14 protein-coding genes are annotated in these 16,071 nt (G+C 64.1%); 5 read left to right on the plus strand and 9 right to left on the minus strand.

The window, feature by feature from the left end; translation table 11 throughout:
* Positions 1-202 precede the first annotated feature (202 nt).
* From PVZ78_RS14790 to PVZ78_RS14805, 4 genes are read right to left on the minus strand one after another with little or no spacing between them, the layout of a single operon-like run.
* Positions 203-1,567: a heavy metal sensor histidine kinase gene (locus PVZ78_RS14790; RefSeq protein ID WP_038634991.1), complete on the minus strand. Its 1,365-nt coding sequence runs from the start codon at positions 1,565-1,567 to the stop codon at positions 203-205.
* The gene (locus PVZ78_RS14795) at positions 1,557-2,234 is read right to left on the minus strand and encodes a heavy metal response regulator transcription factor (RefSeq protein ID WP_009050709.1); all 678 of its coding nucleotides are present in this window, start codon (positions 2,232-2,234) and stop codon (positions 1,557-1,559) included. Before PVZ78_RS14795 ends, PVZ78_RS14790 begins: the two co-directional genes overlap by 11 nt.
* A 9-nt stretch (positions 2,235-2,243) precedes the next feature.
* Positions 2,244-5,339: a multidrug efflux RND transporter permease subunit gene (locus PVZ78_RS14800; protein WP_273828878.1), complete on the minus strand. Its 3,096-nt coding sequence runs from the start codon at positions 5,337-5,339 to the stop codon at positions 2,244-2,246.
* Positions 5,336-6,505, minus strand: coding sequence for an efflux RND transporter periplasmic adaptor subunit (locus PVZ78_RS14805; protein ID WP_273828879.1), 1,170 nt, complete (start codon positions 6,503-6,505; stop codon positions 5,336-5,338). Before PVZ78_RS14805 ends, PVZ78_RS14800 begins: the two co-directional genes overlap by 4 nt.
* A gap of 239 nt (positions 6,506-6,744) precedes the next feature.
* On the opposite strand from PVZ78_RS14805, the gene PVZ78_RS14810 reads away from it, so the two are divergent.
* On the plus strand, positions 6,745-6,987 hold the full coding sequence (locus tag PVZ78_RS14810) for a hypothetical protein (RefSeq protein WP_009050706.1): 243 nt from the start codon (positions 6,745-6,747) through the stop codon (positions 6,985-6,987).
* 128 nt (positions 6,988-7,115) lie between these two features.
* Here the strand turns inward: PVZ78_RS14810 and PVZ78_RS14815 are convergent, their stop codons facing one another.
* From PVZ78_RS14815 to norR, 5 genes are all read right to left on the minus strand, one after another.
* Positions 7,116-7,865: a YkgJ family cysteine cluster protein gene (locus PVZ78_RS14815; RefSeq protein WP_038634983.1), complete on the minus strand. Its 750-nt coding sequence runs from the start codon at positions 7,863-7,865 to the stop codon at positions 7,116-7,118.
* A gap of 92 nt (positions 7,866-7,957) precedes the next feature.
* Positions 7,958-8,293, minus strand: a complete 336-nt coding sequence (locus tag PVZ78_RS14820) for a hypothetical protein (RefSeq protein ID WP_009050704.1) — start codon at positions 8,291-8,293, stop codon at positions 7,958-7,960.
* A gap of 169 nt (positions 8,294-8,462) precedes the next feature.
* Positions 8,463-8,954: a GNAT family N-acetyltransferase gene (locus PVZ78_RS14825; RefSeq protein WP_016703526.1), complete on the minus strand. Its 492-nt coding sequence runs from the start codon at positions 8,952-8,954 to the stop codon at positions 8,463-8,465.
* 3 nt (positions 8,955-8,957) lie between these two features.
* The gene (locus PVZ78_RS14830) at positions 8,958-9,860 is read right to left on the minus strand and encodes a chemotaxis protein CheV (RefSeq protein WP_009050702.1); all 903 of its coding nucleotides are present in this window, start codon (positions 9,858-9,860) and stop codon (positions 8,958-8,960) included.
* 228 nt (positions 9,861-10,088) lie between these two features.
* The gene (gene norR, locus PVZ78_RS14835; RefSeq protein WP_103331079.1) at positions 10,089-11,639 is read right to left on the minus strand and encodes a nitric oxide reductase transcriptional regulator NorR; all 1,551 of its coding nucleotides are present in this window, start codon (positions 11,637-11,639) and stop codon (positions 10,089-10,091) included.
* 156 nt (positions 11,640-11,795) lie between these two features.
* Here norR and hmpA point away from each other — a divergent pair, with 156 nt between their 5' ends.
* The 4 genes from hmpA (at position 11,796) to cyoA (ending at position 16,069) form a co-directional block, all read left to right on the plus strand.
* A complete protein-coding gene (gene hmpA / locus PVZ78_RS14840; RefSeq protein ID WP_273828880.1) occupies positions 11,796-12,977 on the plus strand; it encodes an NO-inducible flavohemoprotein in 1,182 nt (393 codons plus the stop codon).
* 283 nt (positions 12,978-13,260) lie between these two features.
* On the plus strand, positions 13,261-13,800 hold the full coding sequence (locus PVZ78_RS14845; RefSeq protein ID WP_016703523.1) for an ester cyclase: 540 nt from the start codon (positions 13,261-13,263) through the stop codon (positions 13,798-13,800).
* Positions 13,801-13,824: 24 nt separating this feature from the next.
* On the plus strand, positions 13,825-14,334 hold the full coding sequence (locus PVZ78_RS14850; RefSeq protein WP_273828881.1) for a disulfide bond formation protein B: 510 nt from the start codon (positions 13,825-13,827) through the stop codon (positions 14,332-14,334).
* Between the two features lie 793 nt (positions 14,335-15,127).
* Positions 15,128-16,069: a ubiquinol oxidase subunit II gene (cyoA, locus tag PVZ78_RS14855; RefSeq protein ID WP_009050698.1), complete on the plus strand. Its 942-nt coding sequence runs from the start codon at positions 15,128-15,130 to the stop codon at positions 16,067-16,069.
* The last annotated feature ends 2 nt before the right edge of the window (positions 16,070-16,071 follow it).

A 16,071-nucleotide genomic window follows, 5' to 3' on the forward strand; every position in this document is an offset into this window, starting at 1 on the left:
CAGGCTTGCTGGCGATGCAGGCAATGCGTTGTGTCTGACGTACTGCTATCGCGGGCAAGCCTCGCTCCTACAGGTCCGTGGTGGCCTTGGCTTCTGTAGGAGCCAGGCTTGCCGGCGATAGAGGCAATGCGCTGTGCCTGACGCACCGCTATCGCGAGCAATCGAGCGTCGACCGGCTGCTCCTACAGAGCAGAGGGAGAGTTCAGACCGGCAGGTAGATGCCGAAGGTGTTCATGCCGTCATCGCTGCGCACGAACACGTCGCCGCCGTGCATCAGGGCGATGGCCTTGACGATCGCCAGCCCCAGGCCGTGGTTGGCGCCACTGTTGCTGCGGGAGGCATCGACCCGGTAGAAGCGTTCGAACAGCCGTGGCAGATGCTCGCGGGCGATGGCCTGGCCGGGGTTGCTCACGGCGATGGCCACCTGGTGTTCCTGTACATCGATCTGCACCCGGATCACCTGCCCAGGCTCGGTGTGTTGCACGGCATTGCTCAGCAGGTTGATCAGCGCCCGGCGCAGGTGGGCGATCTCGATCTGCACCTGGGCATCGCCACGGACCTCGACCTTGACCTGGGCGTCTTCGAGGATGAAGTCCAGGTAGTCCAGGGTGGTCGCCACTTCACTGGCCAGGGAGGTGCTGGTGAGCTTGGTGGCCTTGCTGCCCTGGTCGGCGCTGGCCAGGAACAGCATGTCGTTGATGATCGAGCGCAGCCGTTCCAGCTCTTCGAGATTGGATTGCAGTACCTCGAAATAATGCTCGGCGGAACGCCCGCGGGTCAGCGCCACCTGGGTCTGGCCGATCAGGTTGGTCAGCGGCGAGCGCAGTTCGTGGGCGACGTCGGCATTGAAGGATTCCAGGCGCGAATAGGCCTGTTCCACCCGTTCCAGGGTCGAGTTGAACGAGTTGGCGAACTGCGTCAGCTCCGGCGGCAGCGACGACAACTGCAAACGCCCGGAAAGCCTCGGCGGGGCCAGGCGCTGGGCTTCTTCGGACAGCCCGATCAAGGGCTTGAGGCCGATGCGCGCCACCCAGTAACCCAGCGCCGAGGCCAGCAGCACGCCGACGATGGCCAGGCTGATCAGGGCAATCAACAGCTGGTGCTGGGTTTCGTAGACGGTCTCGGTGTCGATGGCGATCAGAAAGCGCAGCGGCGGGCGCAGCTCCTTGGCTGGCAGCTGGCTGACCAGCACTTTCAGCGGATAGGGATGCCCGGGCAGGGTCAGGTTGCGCATGCCCAGCGGACCCTGGGCGAAGCGGCGGATCTGCGGGTCGGGGTTGCCGTATTCGTAGGCGGGGTCGCCGCTGACCACCCAGAAATTGATGCGCTTGTCTTCTTCGCTGAGCAGCTTGAGCTTGTTGTTGATCTTGGCCCAGTGCTCCGGGTTGCCGAAGCGCGTCAGGGCCGACTCCAGCACGCTGTAGCGCGCGTCCAGTTCGGCCTCGGGCAGCAGGCCCAGGCCTTTGTCCACCTGTTGATAGAGCGCGCCGCCGATCAGCAGGAACACCAGCAGGGCCACCAGGGTGAACAGCCCGCTCAGGCGCAGGGCAATCGAATTACGAGGCACCGCGGTTCTCCAGCACGTAACCCATGCCGCGGATGGTGTGCAGCAGTTTCTGTTCGAACGGCCCGTCGAGCTTGGCCCGCAAGCGCTTGATCGCCACTTCGACGACGTTGGCGTCGCTGTCGAAATTGATGTCCCAGACCATCTCGGCGATCGCGGTTTTCGACAGGATCTCGCCCTGGCGCCGGGCGAGCACGCTGAGCAGCGAGAACTCCTTGGCGGTCAGGTCCAGGCGGGTGCCGGCGCGGCTGGCCTTGCGGCTGATCAGGTCGATCCACAGGTCGGCGATGCTGATCTGCACCGGTTCGTGGCCGCCGCTGCGGCGGGTCAAGGCCTGCAGGCGCGCCACCAGTTCGAGGAAGGAAAAGGGCTTGCCCAGGTAGTCGTCGGCGCCGTCGCGCAGGCCCTTGATCCGATCTTCGACGCGCTCGCGGGCGGTGAGCATGATCACCGGCGTCTGCTTGCGCGCGCGCAGGGCCCGCAGCACGCCGAAGCCGTCGATGCCGGGCAGCATCACGTCGAGCACGATCACCGCGTAGTCGCTTTCCAGCGCCAGGTGCAGGCCCTCGACGCCGTCGCGCGCGAGGTCCACGGTGTAGCCTTGTTCAGTCAGGCCGCGGTGCAGATAGTCCGCGGTTTTCTCTTCGTCTTCGATAATCAGAACGCGCATGACCCCGCCTCAGGATGTGCTTGCCAGCGCTGGCGCTGGTGTGGGCCGATGGAATAGCCGCTCGAGCCACAAGTATATGACCGGAGTGGTGAACAGCGTCAGCGCCTGGCTCACCAGCAGGCCACCGACCACGGCGATCCCCAGTGGCTGGCGTAGCTCCGCGCCGGCGCCATAACCGAGCATCAGCGGCAGGGCGCCGAGCAAAGCGGCGAGGGTGGTCATGATGATCGGCCGGAAACGCGTGATACAGGCCTGGTAGATCGCTTCCTGCGGCGACAGCCCGCCCTGGCGCTGGGCCTCGAGGGCGAAATCGATCATCAGGATGCCGTTTTTCTTGACGATGCCGATCAGCAGCACCAGGCCGATCAGGGCCATGATCGAGAAGTCCTGGCCCAGCAGCCAGAGCATGATCAGCGCACCGAGGCCGGCCGAGGGCAGGGTGGAAATGATGGTCAGCGGGTGGACGAAGCTCTCGTAGAGCACGCCGAGGATGATGTACACCGCCACCAGCGCCGCGAGGATCAGCCACGGCTGGCTGGCCAGGGAACTCTGGAAGGCCTGGGCCGCGCCCTGGAAGTTGCCGGCGATGGAGGCGGGCATGCCGATCTGGTTTTTCGCCTGCTCGAGCATGATCACCGCATCGCCCAGGGCCACGCCGGGCGCCAGGTTGAACGACAGGTTGGCGGCCGGGAACATGCCGTCGTGGGCGATGGACAGCGGGCCGACGGTGGGCGGATCGACCTTGGCCAGCGCCGACAGCGGCACCATCTCGCCACTCAGGGGCGAGCGCAGGTAGAAGTAATTCAGGCTTTCGGCCTTGCCGCGCTGCCTGGCGTCCAGTTCGAGGATCACGTTGTACTGGTTGGTCTCGGTCTGGAACTCGTTGACCTGGCGCTGGCCGAAGGCGTCGTAGAGCGCTTCGTCGACATCGGTGGCGGTCAGGCCGAAACGCGCCGCGGCGCTGCGGTCGATGCTGATATGGGTGATGCTGCCGCCCAGTTGCAGGTCGTTGGACAGGTCGCGAAAGGCCGGGTTGGCCCGCAGTTTTTCCGTCAGGCGCTGGGTCCAGGTATTGAGTGTCGGCCCGTCGTTGCTCTTGAGCACGTACTGGTACTGGCTGCGGCTCGGCCCGGAGCTGAGATTGATGTCCTGGCCGGCCCGCAGGTACAGGACGATGCCCGGGACCTTGGCCAGCTGCGGGCGAATGCGGTCGATGAACTGGCTGGCGGAAACGTCCCGCTGGCCGCGGTCCTTGAGGGCGATCCAGAAGCGGCCGTTGGCGATGGTCTGGTTGTTGCCGGTGACGCCGACCGAGTGGGAGAAGGTTTCCACCGCCGGGTCGGCGCCGAGGATCTTCGCCAGGGCCAGGTGTTTTGCCACCATGTCCGGGTAGGAGATGTCGGCCGCCGCTTCGCTGGTGCCCAGCACGAAACCGGTGTCCTGCACCGGGAAGAAACCCTTGGGAATAAATACATAACCGGCGATGGCCAGGCCCAGGGTCAGGCCGAACAGGCCGAGCATCAGCCGCTGATGGTCCAGCGCCCGGCGCAGCCCACGTTCGTAGAGCGCCAGCAGGCGTTCGCCGAAGCCCGGGCGATCGTGGGGATGATGAGTCGGGGCGCGCATGAACAGCGCCGCCAGGGTCGGCGCCAGGGTCAGCGACACCACCACGGAAATCAGGATGGTCGAGGTGGCGGTCAGGGCGAATTCCTTGAACAGCCGCCCGACCACGCCACCCATGAACAGCAGAGGGATGAACGCGGCAATCAGCGAGAAACTGATGGACACCACGGTGAAGCCGATTTCCCCGGCGCCCTTGATCGCCGCTTCGCGCATGCCGTCGCCGGCCTCCAGATGGCGATGGATGTTCTCCACCACGACAATCGCGTCGTCGACCACGAAGCCCACCGAAATCACGATCGCCACCAGGGTCAGGTTGTTCAGGCTGAAGCCCATTACGTACATCAGCGCGAAGCTGGCCACCAGCGACACCCCGAGCACACTGGAGACGATCAGCGTCGCTGACAGCTGGCGCAGGAACAGCGCCATCACCGCCACCACCAGCAACACCGCGATCAGCAGGGTGATTTCCACTTCATGCAAGGACGCGCGGATGGTCTTGGTGCGGTCCGAGAGCACGGTCACGTCCACCGAGGCCGGCAGCATGGCTTCCAGGCGCGGCAACTCGCTTTGGATGCGGTCCACGGTGTCGACGATGTTGGCCCCCGGCTGGCGGAAGATCACCAGGTTGAGCCCCGGCTGGTCGTTGGACCAGGCCTGCACGTAGGCGTTTTCCGGCCCGCTGATGACCCGGGCGACATCCTTGAGCTGCACCGGTGCGCCGTTCTTGTAGGAGACGATCAACTGGCCGTAGTCCTCGGGATGGAACAGTTGGTCGTTGGTCGACAGGGTCGAGATGCTCGACTCGCCATACAGCGCGCCCTTGGCCAGGTTGAGGCTGGCCTGCTGCAGGGCGACGCGGATATCGGCCAGGGTCAGGCCGATCGCCGCCAGCCGGTCGGGCGAGGCCTGGACGCGGATCGCCGGGCGTTGCTGGCCGGTGATGTTGGTCTGGCCAACGCCGTCGATCTGGCTGATCTGTCGGGCCAGGAGGGTTTCCACGTAGTCGCTGAGCTCGGTGCCGGGCATCTGCGTGGAGCTGATGCTGAGGATCAGCACCGGGCTGTCCGCCGGGTTGACCTTGCGCCAGGTGGGCAGGCTCGGCATGTCGTTGGGCAGCTTGCCCGAGGCGGTGTTGATCGCCGCCTGCACTTCCTGGGCGGCGGTGTCGATGCTCTTGTCGAGGGTGAACTGCAGGGTCAGGATGGTCGAGCCCAGGGCGCTGCTGGAGGTCATCTGGGTCATGCCGGGGATGGCGCTGAACTGTACCTCCAGCGGCGTGGCCACCGAAGAGGCCATGGTTTCCGGGCTGGCGCCGGGCAATTGCGCGGAGACCTGGATGGTCGGGAATTCGGCTTCCGGCAGGGGGGCGATGGGCAGCCGGGGAAAGGCGATGGCGCCCAGCAGCACCAGGGCGAAAGTCAGCAGCAGGGTGGCGACCGGATGATCGACGCACCAGGCGGAGATCGAGCCGTGGCCCTTCATGGCTGCGGCTCCGTGTTCGCGGCCTGGATCTGTTGCGGCGGTTCGCTGAGCACCTCGATGTGCGAGCCGGCCTTGAGCCGCGACTGGCCGTCACTCACCAGCAGGTCGCCGGCCTGCACACCCTTGATGATGTTCTGGCCGCTGTCCTGATAGACCATCTGCACCGGGACGATTTCCACCTTGTCATCCTTGACCCGATACACGAAGTGCTTGTCCAGGCCGCGCTGCACCACGCTGGGCGGCACCACCAGGGCGGCTTTTTCCACGGTGGTGCGGATCTTGATGGTCACCAACTGGCCGGGCCAGAGCTTTTGCCCGGGATTGTTGAATTCGGCCTTGGCGCGGATGGTCCCGGTATTGGTGTCGATCTGGTTGTCGATCAGGCTCAGGTGACCTTCACCCAGGCGCTCGCCGGTGGCGGAGTCGGTATCGGCGCCCAGGTAGGCGTCCACCGTGGCCGGGTGTTCGGCGACCAGCAGCCCCTGCAAGGTCGGCAGCATCTGTTGCGGCAAGGAAAACTCGACCGCGATCGGGTCGATCTGGGTCACCGAGAACAGGCCCTGGGTATCGCTGGTGCGCAGGAAATTGCCTTCGTCCACGGTGCGGATGCCGACGCGGCCGGACACCGGCGAGCGGATCTGGGTATAGGACAGCTGCACTTGCGCCGCATCGATGGCGGCCTGGTTGCCCTGGGCGCTGGCCCTGAGCTGGTTGACCAGCGCTTGCTGCTGGTCGTAGGTCTGCTGGGACACGCCGTCATCCACCGACAGCAGCTTGTAGCGCTTGAGGTTGACCTGGGCCACCTGCAGTTGCGCCTGGTTTTCCGCCAGTTGCGCCCGGGCCTGGTCGAGACTGGCGCGGATCGAGCGGTCGTCGATGGTCGCCAACAGGTCGCCGGCCTTGACCAGTTGGCCTTCCTTGACCAGCAGCCTGGTGAGGATGCCGTCCACCTGGGGCCGGATCACCACGCTGTGCAGCGACAGCACCGAACCGATGCCGCTGACATACCGCGGCACATCCTGCCGGGCGACGCTGATCACCCGCACCGGCACGGCAGTCGGCGCTGCCAGTTTGGTGCTGGGCGGCTTGAGCAGGTGCCACAGGCCAGCGGTGGCGAGAACGGCGAACACGCCTGCGAGCACAAGGGTTGTTTTTCGATTACGCATGGACGCCAGCGCCGGGGGGCAGGTGGGACGGGAGGATGGCCAGTATCGATGGCCCCTTTATAGCCGCCCGACCCGGTCAGCAACGTGACGCCTGCCTGACAGCGCTGTCAGCAAAGGCCGACCGATGACCCTGGCCCATGCCGGTCGCGGCAGGTCAAAGACCCGCAACCTGGGTATACTGCCGGCCCTCGCGGCCCGCTTGCCCGGGCCCGGCCTTTGCTTTTCACCCCGGAGCTTCCATGACTACCCCAGCACAACCGCCTGTGTCCGACGCTCCCAGCGCCGACCAGGTCGATGACGCCAACGCGCCTGGCGAAGGCAAGCCGGCGATCGCGCCGTTCAAGTTTCCGTTCAAGCCGTCCGAGTTCGCCCAGGCCAAGAATGCCCAGCAACCCTGGTACAAGAACGGCGCCACCAACGGCCACACCAAGACCCCGGGCGCGGCGCCACCCGGCACCCGTCGCTCGATGGGCAAGCGCTGAACCTGAGCTTTTGTAGCCGCTGCCGCAGGCTCGGGCCGCGTTCGGACAATCGACCGCGAAGCGGGCGCACGACCTTAAGATCGCCGAAGGCCTTCGGCCTTATCGCAGCCTGCGGCAGCGGCTACGGATCAGGCCGCTCGCAGGGAAATGAAGGCGTAGGTGAGTGGCGCCTCGGTCACCACCTGGGCGCCGGCCTCCTGCACCTGCCCGGCAATGTCTTCACCAGATACATGGAACAGCCACTCGCTGGCCGGCGCGGCCAGCGGTTGCGCCTGGACCCGCTCGATGGCTTCGGCCAGGGCAGCCATGTCCGGCAGGTAGGCGGTAAAGCCATCGCCCTTGAGGGCGGTGGTGTGAATCCCCAGCAGTTGGCAGATGGCTTGTTTGCTGTGGATATCGTCGCGGTCGGCCTGGCGTGAACGCTGGATCAGTTCGGCCAGTTCCCGGTCCACCAGCTCACCGCCGACAATCAGCTGCGGGCCTTTTTCCCAGGACTCGGGCGGGCAATCCTTGATCGCCGGGTTGAGCGGGATGTGCGGATTGATTTCCATCGGGTAGATGCGGCACACCAGCGGCCGGCGCTCATAGATCCGGCACAGCTGGTCTTCGTCAAGATTCCGGCAGGGGCCGACGTTGTAGGCGGCGAAAGTGATTGCCACGTGGGCCTGGGCTGTGCCGCTGGGCACCACGCAGGAACGCCGTTCGGCGTGTTCGCGCTGCTGGGCCGGCAGCCCCAGGCCATTGCTCAGGAACCCCTCCACCAGCACGATCACCTGGCCGCCATCCAGCGCCCACTGGCGGGCTTCGCCGAGGGTCAGGGGGACGTGGTGATCGTTGCAGCACTTGCCGCAGCCTACGCAGGAAAAACGAGTATTCATTGAGCCGACAGCCATAGTCGAAAGGTGGAAGCGGCGACGGAATGACTCACATCGCCCTCTAAATAGCGCTCTCGAAGCAAGTTATGCGCCAGTCACCGGCCCTTGGCCTCGAGGGCGGGGCGGATCGAATCCCATTCGGTGACATGGGCGCTCTTGCGCTGCTTGTCGTACAGGCACAGTTCCATGCCGGTCTGGCCCTTCATGTGTTTTTGCGGGTACTGGCCCTGAAGCAGCAAGGCACTGTAGCCAACCCGGTCGTCGAACTGCGCGGCATTGCCCAGCACTTTGACATTCTTCAGCTGGCTGGCCTTGGTGCAGCTGGCCCGCACCTGCTTGTCGAATGTCGCCCAGGCGTCGGGGCTGGAGGCCTGGGCCTGGCTGGCGAGGAGGGTGGTCAGGCAGGCGAGGCTCAGAGACAGGGCTTTCATGGCGGGGCGTTCCTTCGTTCGCGGGTATGCGCAGGAGTATGCCTGAGGCGCGGGCGATGAAAGATCTGTAGCCGCTGCCGCAGGCTGCGATCGCGCCCGAAGGGGGCGCAAGGTTTCAAGATCGCCGAAGGCCTTCGGCCTTATCGCAGCCTGCGGCAGCGGCTACAGGTTACAGCGGCGTGTGGGGAACCTGCTCGCGGCGGATCGTGACCATGCCGACGCTGTCATACAGCCCGCGGGCTCGCTGGTTGTCTTCCAGCACCCGCAGGTCGACAAAGGCCTCGCGGCGCTGGCGGAAGACCTCGAAGGCCTGCAGCAGCAAGGCCCGCCCCAGGCCCTGGCGGCGGGCCCGCGGATGTACCACCAGATCCTTGATATAGGCGCTGGTCCAGCACTGGATCACCCCGACGACGCCCTCGGCATCCTGGGCCACCAGGCACAGTTGCGGGTCGTATTCGGCGTCGCTTTCGAAACGTTGGCGCCAGCTGTCCAGCTCCGGCACGCGCCCGCCGCCGTCCTGGTAGCCAAGGTGCATCAGGCCATGCACCGCTTCGGCCAGTTCCGGCCGATAGCTGTCGAGGCTGAAGGCGGCCGGCCAGCTGGCGGGAGCCGGTTGCCCGGTCAGGTCGCGGCGCATCAGCAGGCAGTAGTCGTCGGCCATGGCTCAGGCGCTCTGGGCGGCGACGTGACGGGCCGCTTCGATCAGGCAGCGGGTCAGGTCCGGCGAGGAAAACTTGGTCAACACCGCGTTGGCGCCGGCCAGGCGGGCCTTTTCTGCGTTCATGGCGCTGTCCAGCGAGGTATGCAGCAAGACGTAGAGGTGGGCGAAGTCCGGGGTCTCGCGCAGGGTGCGGGTCAGGGCATAGCCGTCCATCTCCGACATCTCGATGTCCGAGACGATCAGGTTGATTTCCTGGGCGGTGCCTTGCAGGTCCAGCAGGCAGTCGATGGCCTCCTTGGCGCTGCGCGCGGTGTGGCATTGCAGGCCGAGGTTGCGCAGGGTATGCACCGACTGCTGCAGGGCCACCTGGCTGTCGTCGACCACCAGGATCCGCGCGTTACCCAGCAGTTCGGCGTCTTCCATGCTCAGCTCGGTCGGCGCGGTTTCGATCTGCGCCGGGGCGATGCCGTGGATGACTTTCTCGATGTCCAGCACCTGCACCAGGGTGCCGTCGACCTGGGTGACCCCGGTGATATAGGACTTGACCCCGCCGGAGCCATAGGGCGGCGGACGGATATCGGTGGTCAGGCAATGCACGATCTTGCTCACCGCCTGCACATGCAGGCCCTGCTTGGAGCGGCTGACGTCGGTGACGATCAGGCAGCCGCCCTCCGGGTCTTCCAGCGGCCGTTCGCCGATGGCCCGGCTCAAGTCGATGACCGACAGCGAATTACCGCGCAGGGTGGCGATGCCTTTCACGTGCGGGTGCGATTCCGGCAGTTTGGTCAGCGGCGGGCAGGGAATGATTTCACTGACTTTGAGCAGGTTGATTGCCATCAGCTTGCCGCTGCGCAAGGTGAACAGCAGAAGCGAAAGGGAATCTGCGCGGGCTTTGTTGGAAGACATAAAAACCTTCTGTGGAAAAAGGTAGTTCGCGCAATAGGTCGCGAACAGCTAGCGATAACGGGTTATCGACGCGTGGAGGGCTGGCTTTAGCGGCTTTGTCGGTTTGCGGATCAACGCACGCGGTATTACGACAATTGTAGGAGCGAGCTTGCTCGCGATAGGCCGAAGGTCGCTTGTGAGTTCGCTATCGCATCGCGAGCAAGCTCGCTCCTACAAGGTTCGCACTCTTTATTTCAGTCCCAGGCGCTTGGCCATGCGCCCCAGGTTGGCGCGGTCCAGGCCCAGCTCGCGGGCGGCGCTGGCCCAGTTGTGCTGGTGACGCTCAAGGCAGGCGCTGATCAGCTGGCGCTGGTAGTTTTCGGTGGCCTGGCGCAGATCGCCACTGCCGGGAATCTCGGCCATGGCTGCCGGGGCGGGCTGGGGCGCGATCGGTGCCGAGGCGTCCGGCAGGTCCAGGTCGGCGGCGCTCAGGCTGAGGATCTTCGGCCGTTCGCGGCAGCTACCCAGGGCCTTGAGGGCGCTGCGGCCGATCAGGTGTTCCAGCTCGCGCACGTTGCCCGGCCAGGCGTAGGCCAGCAGCGCCGCCTGGGCATCGCTGGTCAGGCGCAGGCTGCCCAGGCCCATGCGCGAGCGATTCTGTTCGAGGAAGTAGCCGCTGAGCAGCAACACATCGCGGCCGCGGTCGCGCAGGGCCGGCACCAGCAGCGGGTAGACGCTGAGGCGGTGATAGAAGTCCGCGCGATAGCGGCCGCTGCGCACTTCTTCGGCCAGGTCGCGGTTGGTGGCGGCGATCAGCCGCACGTCGACCTGATGCTCCTGGTCCGACCCCAGGCGTTGCAGCTGGCCGCTTTGCAGCACGCGCAGCAGCTTGGCCTGGACGGTCAGCGACAACTCGCCCACTTCGTCGAGAAACAGCGTGCCGCCATTGGCCAGCTCGAATTTGCCGCGGCGGTCGTTGGTGGCGCCGGTGAAGGCGCCGCGTACATGGCCGAACAGTTCGCTTTCCACCAGGGTGTCGGGCAGGGCGGCGCAGTTGAGGCTGATCAGCGGCTTGTCGGCCCGGGGCGAGGCGGCATGGATGGCCTGGGCCACCAGTTCCTTGCCAACCCCGGTTTCGCCGGTGATCAGCACCGTCAGGTCGCTGCCGCCGACCAGGCCGATTTCCTCCAGCAGGCGTTTGTGCGCCTTGCTCTGGCCGATCATCTCGCGGTTCTGGCCGCTGGCCTGGCGATAGACCTCGGCGCGCTGGTGTTCGTCTTCGGCGCGCAGGGCCAGGCGCTCAATGCGCTCGGCGGCGTTGACGGTGGCCGCCGCCAGGCTGGCGAAGGCCTGCAGGGCATCCAGTTCGATCGGCTCGAAGCGCTGCGGGTCGAGGGCATCCAGGGTCAGCAGGCCCCAGGGGCGTTCGTCGATAAACAGCGGGCAGCCCATGCAGTCGTGGACTTCCAGGTGTTCATGCAGGCCATCCACCAGGCCGTCGTAAGGGTCCGGCAAGTCGCTGTCGCTGGCGAAGCGGGTAGGGCCGGGATGGCTGAGCAGGGCGGCGAAACGCGGGTGTTCGCTGACCTTGAAACGCCGGCCCAGGGTGTCGGTGCTCAGGCCGTCCACTGCCAGCGGCACCAGCCATTCGCCATCCAGGCGCAGCAGCGCGGCGGCGTCGCAGGGCAGCAGGGCGCGCATGGCTTCCAGCAGGCGGCGGTAGCGCTCGCCTTCAGGCAGTTCGCGGGACAGGTCGGAGACCAGGGGCAACAAGGCGGTGAGCAGGGACTTTGCGGTCATAATGACTCCGTATGGTCTTAATGACTATAAATGCCGGTGTGTCGATATGACTACAATTATTTTAAGATATTGATTTATATGGTTTTTATTGTTGGCACGAAAACTGATTGGTAAAGGACAACCTGCAAGTAGTCAGAAAGCTCAGGAGTTGTACTTATGCTTAGCGTCGAAGATCGTGCCATCATCAAATCCACCGTTCCGCTGCTGGAAAGCGGTGGCGAAGCCCTGATCACCCACTTCTACCGGATGATGCTCTCCGAGTATCCGCAAGTGCGTCCGCTGTTCAACCAGGCGCACCAGGCCAGCGGCGACCAGCCACGGGCCCTGGCCAACGGCGTATTGATGTACGCCCGGCACATCGACCAGCTCGACCAGTTGGGCGACCTGGTGGCGAAGATCATCAACAAGCACGTGGCCCTGCAGATCCTGCCGGAGCATTACCCGATCGTCGGCAGCTGCCTGCTGCGCGCCATTTCCGAAGTGCTGGGCGAGGAGATCGCCACGCCGGCGGTGATGAGCGCCTGGGGCGCGGCCTATAACCAGTTGGCGGATATCCTGATCGGTGCCGAAGGCGCGATCTACGACCAGAAGGCCCAGGCCCCGGGCGGCTGGCGCGGCGCGCGGGAATTCAAGCTGGTCCGCCGGGAGCAGGAGAGCGCGGAAATCACCTCGTTCTATTTCGAGCCTGTGGATAACGGCCCGATTCTCGCTGCCGAGCCGGGTCAGTACATTGGCATGCAACTGTTCCTCGATGGCGAGGAAATCCGCCGCAACTACTCGCTGTCGGCCCTGTCCGACGCCGGCCAGTACCGCATCAGCGTCAAGCGCGAGGCCGGTGGCCGTGCTTCCAACTATTTGCATGACCAGATGCAGGTTGGCGCCAGCATCCAGCTGTTCCCGCCAGCGGGCGAATTCACCCTGGCGGACAGCGACAAGCCATTGGTGCTGATCAGCGGTGGCGTCGGCATCACTCCGACCCTGCCGATGCTCGAGGCCGCCCTGGCCAGCCAGCGTCCGGTGCACTTTATCCACTGCGCGCGCAACGGCGGGGTGCATGCGTTCCGCGACTGGGTCGACGGCCTGGCCGCGCGGCATCCGCAACTCAAGCGCTTCTACTGCTATGCCGAAGACGACGGCGTCAGCCCGGCGGCGGACAAGGTCGGCCTGCTGAGCCAGGAACAACTGGCCGCATGGTTGCCGCAGGAGCGTGACCTGGACGCCTACTTCCTTGGCCCGAAAGCCTTCATGGCGGTGATCAAGCGCCACCTCAAGGCCCTGGGCGTACCGGAAAAGCAAAGCCGCTACGAGTTCTTCGGCCCGGCCGCGGCCCTGGAGTAACCCCCATCGGCCAGCCTCCGCCCGGAGGCTGGCTTCTGTAGCCGCTGGCGCAGCCTGCGATCGAGCGCGCAGCGTTCGCAACACTATCCCCCGAGTGCCTCAGGCAAACCGAGAGCTCCGGTTGGCGGTCGCTGCGCAACCGATCGCAGGCTGCGCCAGCGGCTACAGGGGCGCAGGCCGCACTCGTAAAAATCCTTTAAAGGTTAATCCGTTCTTAACCTGTTTATCGTTAATTCCCCGATGCTGATGATAGGCGCTCGTTCGCACTGATCAGGATCATCCCATGCAACTCTCAGCCATTCCCCGCATCACCCTGGCCGCAACCTTGCTCGCCAGTCCCCTGGTTTTCGCCGAGCCGGCCTTGCTCCAGGCGCAGACCCTGGTCGTCGACCAGAGCCTGCCCAAGGCCCAGCGCGAGGCCATGGAGCTGGCCGCGCGGCGCTACGGCAGTTTCTGGAACAGCGGCGATGAAAGCCTGGCCAAGGCTGCGCTGGCGGAGAACTTCGTCGATATGACGCCGCCTGCAGGGCGGGTCCAGGGCCCGACCGGGCCGCTGCTGGCGTCGCGCTTCTTTCGCACGGCGGTGCCGGACTTGAGCGCACAAATCGAGCAGATGATCGTGGCCGGGGACCGGGTGGTGCTGCACCTGCATTTTCGCGGGCACTTCAGCGGGACCTTCAATGCACTCAAAGGTCATGGTCAGCGTGTAGACTTCCGGGCAACCGACATTTATCAGATCGCCAACGGCCGGATCACCGCCAATTGGCATATCGAAGACAACCTCAGCCTGATGCAGCAGTTGCAAGCGCTGCCATCGGGTTGAGCCACAGACAGAAAGGAATTGAGGATGACTGACGACACACTGCGCTTGGGGCGCGAGCGACGTTTTCTGGTGTTGCTGGGGGTGATCTGCCTGGCGCTGATCGGCGGCGCGCTGTACATGCAGGTGGTGCTGGGCGAGGCGCCTTGCCCGCTGTGCATCCTGCAGCGCTACGCGTTTCTGCTGATCGCGATTTTCGCCTTCATCGGCGCGGCCATGCGCAGCCGTCGCAGTCTCACGGTGCTGGAAGCGTTGGTCATGCTCAGCGCGCTGTTCGGCGCGGCGGTGGCGGGGCATCACGCCTACACCCAGGCCCATCCTGCGGTCAGTTGCGGCATCGATGTGCTGCAGCCGATCGTCGACAGCCTGCCGTTGGCGACCGTCTTCCCGCTGGGGTTCCAGGTCGATGGCTTCTGCTCCACGCCGTACCCGCCGGTGCTGGGCCTGTCCCTGGCGCAATGGGCGCTGGTGGCCTTTGTGCTGACCCTGGTGCTGGTGCCGCTGGGCATCATTCGTAACCGTCGTCAAAGCGCCTGACCCGGCGTAAAAAGCCCCGCTCCCGATGTTCGGGGCCGGGGCTTTTTTGCGTGTAGGACAATGTGCGAAAGGGGCGTGATATGGGGCAATCGGACGTGCGATAAACGTGCGACATGTTGTCACATGGAGGGTGTCGCACCTGTGTTTGCGCAGATGACAGTACGCCGTTTTTTTTGTGTCAGAAACGGAAAAAGTCTGTCAGTTCGTGTTGGCGCAGTGAGCGGCAAAACAAACATAGCCGGCTATCTAAATAAATCGTTTCAGCCCTCGTTTTACAAGGGATAGCGCGATGCCATCGGTGGATTTTGCACGAGTGAAAGGCCCCTTTTTCGAGCTGGCTGGAAGGCGTTTTTGGGGCTTTTTATTGCGAATGAATCTCGATATGATCGCGACCCGTTGCAATAATCGCCACGCATTGTTGCGCGAACCGATAAAAATTATTTCGGGATAAGACATGGTTTATAAAACGCTACATATCTACAATCGCCCGCACTGAATTTCCGGCGCTGCTCACCCTGAGCTTACGGCGGCGGTCGAGGGGCGTTGGACGCTCCATGCGACCCCAGGTGTCGGCACCTTCCAAATATCCGCACCAAATGGAATTGGTCTGTAACAAGGCCTTTGACCACGAATTCGAATAAGAACTCACTGCTAGCCCAGGATTTGTCAAACAGCGCGTAACGCGCCGGGCAGGCCCTTATTCAATCGAAGAAAAAATGCCAACCCTTGGCACGGTGAAGTGTTGGCCATCAAAACCCAACTGCATTGCGCAAGCTGCTTTAGAGGTCGTGAGATGAGTAAAAACAGGTACCCCCGATTACTAGGCTTTTTGCCGCTGCTTGGCATGATGTTAATGCTGGGAGGCTGCAAGTGGACCTTGCTCGACCCGAAAGGACAGGTCGGTCTGGATGAGCGAAACCTGATCATCACCGCTACCTTGCTGATGCTGCTGGTCGTGATCCCGGTGATCGTGATGACCTTCGCGTTCGCCTGGAAATACCGCGCGTCCAACACCAACGCGACCTACGCGCCCAAGTGGTCGCACTCCACCAAGATCGAAATCGCGGTGTGGCTGGTCCCGATCCTCATCATCATTGCCCTGGGTTATGTGACCTACAAGTCCACCCACGCGCTGGACCCGTATCGTCCGCTGGAATCCGACGCCAAGCCGATCAACATCGAAGTGGTCGCGCTGGACTGGAAGTGGCTGTTCATCTACCCGGACCAGGGTATCGCCACGGTTAACCAAATCCGCTTCCCGGAGCACACTCCGCTGAACTTCAAGATCACCTCCGACGCCGTGATGAACTCGTTCTTCATCCCTGCCCTGGGCGGCCAGATCTACGCGATGGCAGGCATGCAGACCAAGCTGCACCTGATCGCCAACCAGAAAGCTGAAATGGAAGGCATCTCCGCTAACTACAGCGGCGCTGGCTTCACCGGCATGAAATTCAAAGCGATCTCGACGAGCCAGGAAGATTTCGACGCCTGGGTAGCCGAAGTCAAGGCCGCACCTAAACAGCTTGATCAAGCTGAATACGAAGCCCTTGCCAAGCCAAGCCAGAACAACCCTGTCGCGCTGTACTCCTCGTACACGCCGGACCTGTTTCAGAAAATCGTCGACAAGTATGAAGGCATGAAACCAGGCAAGCCGGTCAAGCACGAGAAGAAAGAAGTGGCCGCTGTGGAAGGGACTGACATGAGCTCGCATTCAGCTGCTGGGGCAGAGGAGTAAAC

This window comes from Pseudomonas sp. SBT1-2, from assembly GCF_028640875.1.
GTDB lineage: Bacteria > Pseudomonadota > Gammaproteobacteria > Pseudomonadales > Pseudomonadaceae > Aquipseudomonas > Aquipseudomonas chlororaphis_I.

Excerpts from the sequence above, each read along its gene's own strand:
- PVZ78_RS14795 (WP_009050709.1), bottom strand. The coding sequence starts at position 2,234 with ATGCGCGTTCTGATTATCGAAGACGAAGAGAAAACCGCGGACTATCTG.
- PVZ78_RS14800 (WP_273828878.1), bottom strand. The coding sequence starts at position 5,339 with ATGAAGGGCCACGGCTCGATCTCCGCCTGGTGCGTCGATCATCCGGTC.
- PVZ78_RS14805 (WP_273828879.1), bottom strand. The coding sequence starts at position 6,505 with ATGCGTAATCGAAAAACAACCCTTGTGCTCGCAGGCGTGTTCGCCGTT.
- PVZ78_RS14810 (WP_009050706.1), top strand. The coding sequence starts at position 6,745 with ATGACTACCCCAGCACAACCGCCTGTGTCCGACGCTCCCAGCGCCGAC.
- PVZ78_RS14815 (WP_038634983.1), bottom strand. The coding sequence starts at position 7,865 with ATGAATACTCGTTTTTCCTGCGTAGGCTGCGGCAAGTGCTGCAACGAT.
- PVZ78_RS14820 (WP_009050704.1), bottom strand. The coding sequence starts at position 8,293 with ATGAAAGCCCTGTCTCTGAGCCTCGCCTGCCTGACCACCCTCCTCGCC.
- PVZ78_RS14825 (WP_016703526.1), bottom strand. The coding sequence starts at position 8,954 with ATGGCCGACGACTACTGCCTGCTGATGCGCCGCGACCTGACCGGGCAA.
- PVZ78_RS14830 (WP_009050702.1), bottom strand. The coding sequence starts at position 9,860 with ATGTCTTCCAACAAAGCCCGCGCAGATTCCCTTTCGCTTCTGCTGTTC.
- norR (WP_103331079.1), bottom strand. The coding sequence starts at position 11,639 with ATGACCGCAAAGTCCCTGCTCACCGCCTTGTTGCCCCTGGTCTCCGAC.
- hmpA (WP_273828880.1), top strand. The coding sequence starts at position 11,796 with ATGCTTAGCGTCGAAGATCGTGCCATCATCAAATCCACCGTTCCGCTG.
- PVZ78_RS14845 (WP_016703523.1), top strand. The coding sequence starts at position 13,261 with ATGCAACTCTCAGCCATTCCCCGCATCACCCTGGCCGCAACCTTGCTC.
- PVZ78_RS14850 (WP_273828881.1), top strand. The coding sequence starts at position 13,825 with ATGACTGACGACACACTGCGCTTGGGGCGCGAGCGACGTTTTCTGGTG.
- cyoA (WP_009050698.1), top strand. The coding sequence starts at position 15,128 with ATGAGTAAAAACAGGTACCCCCGATTACTAGGCTTTTTGCCGCTGCTT.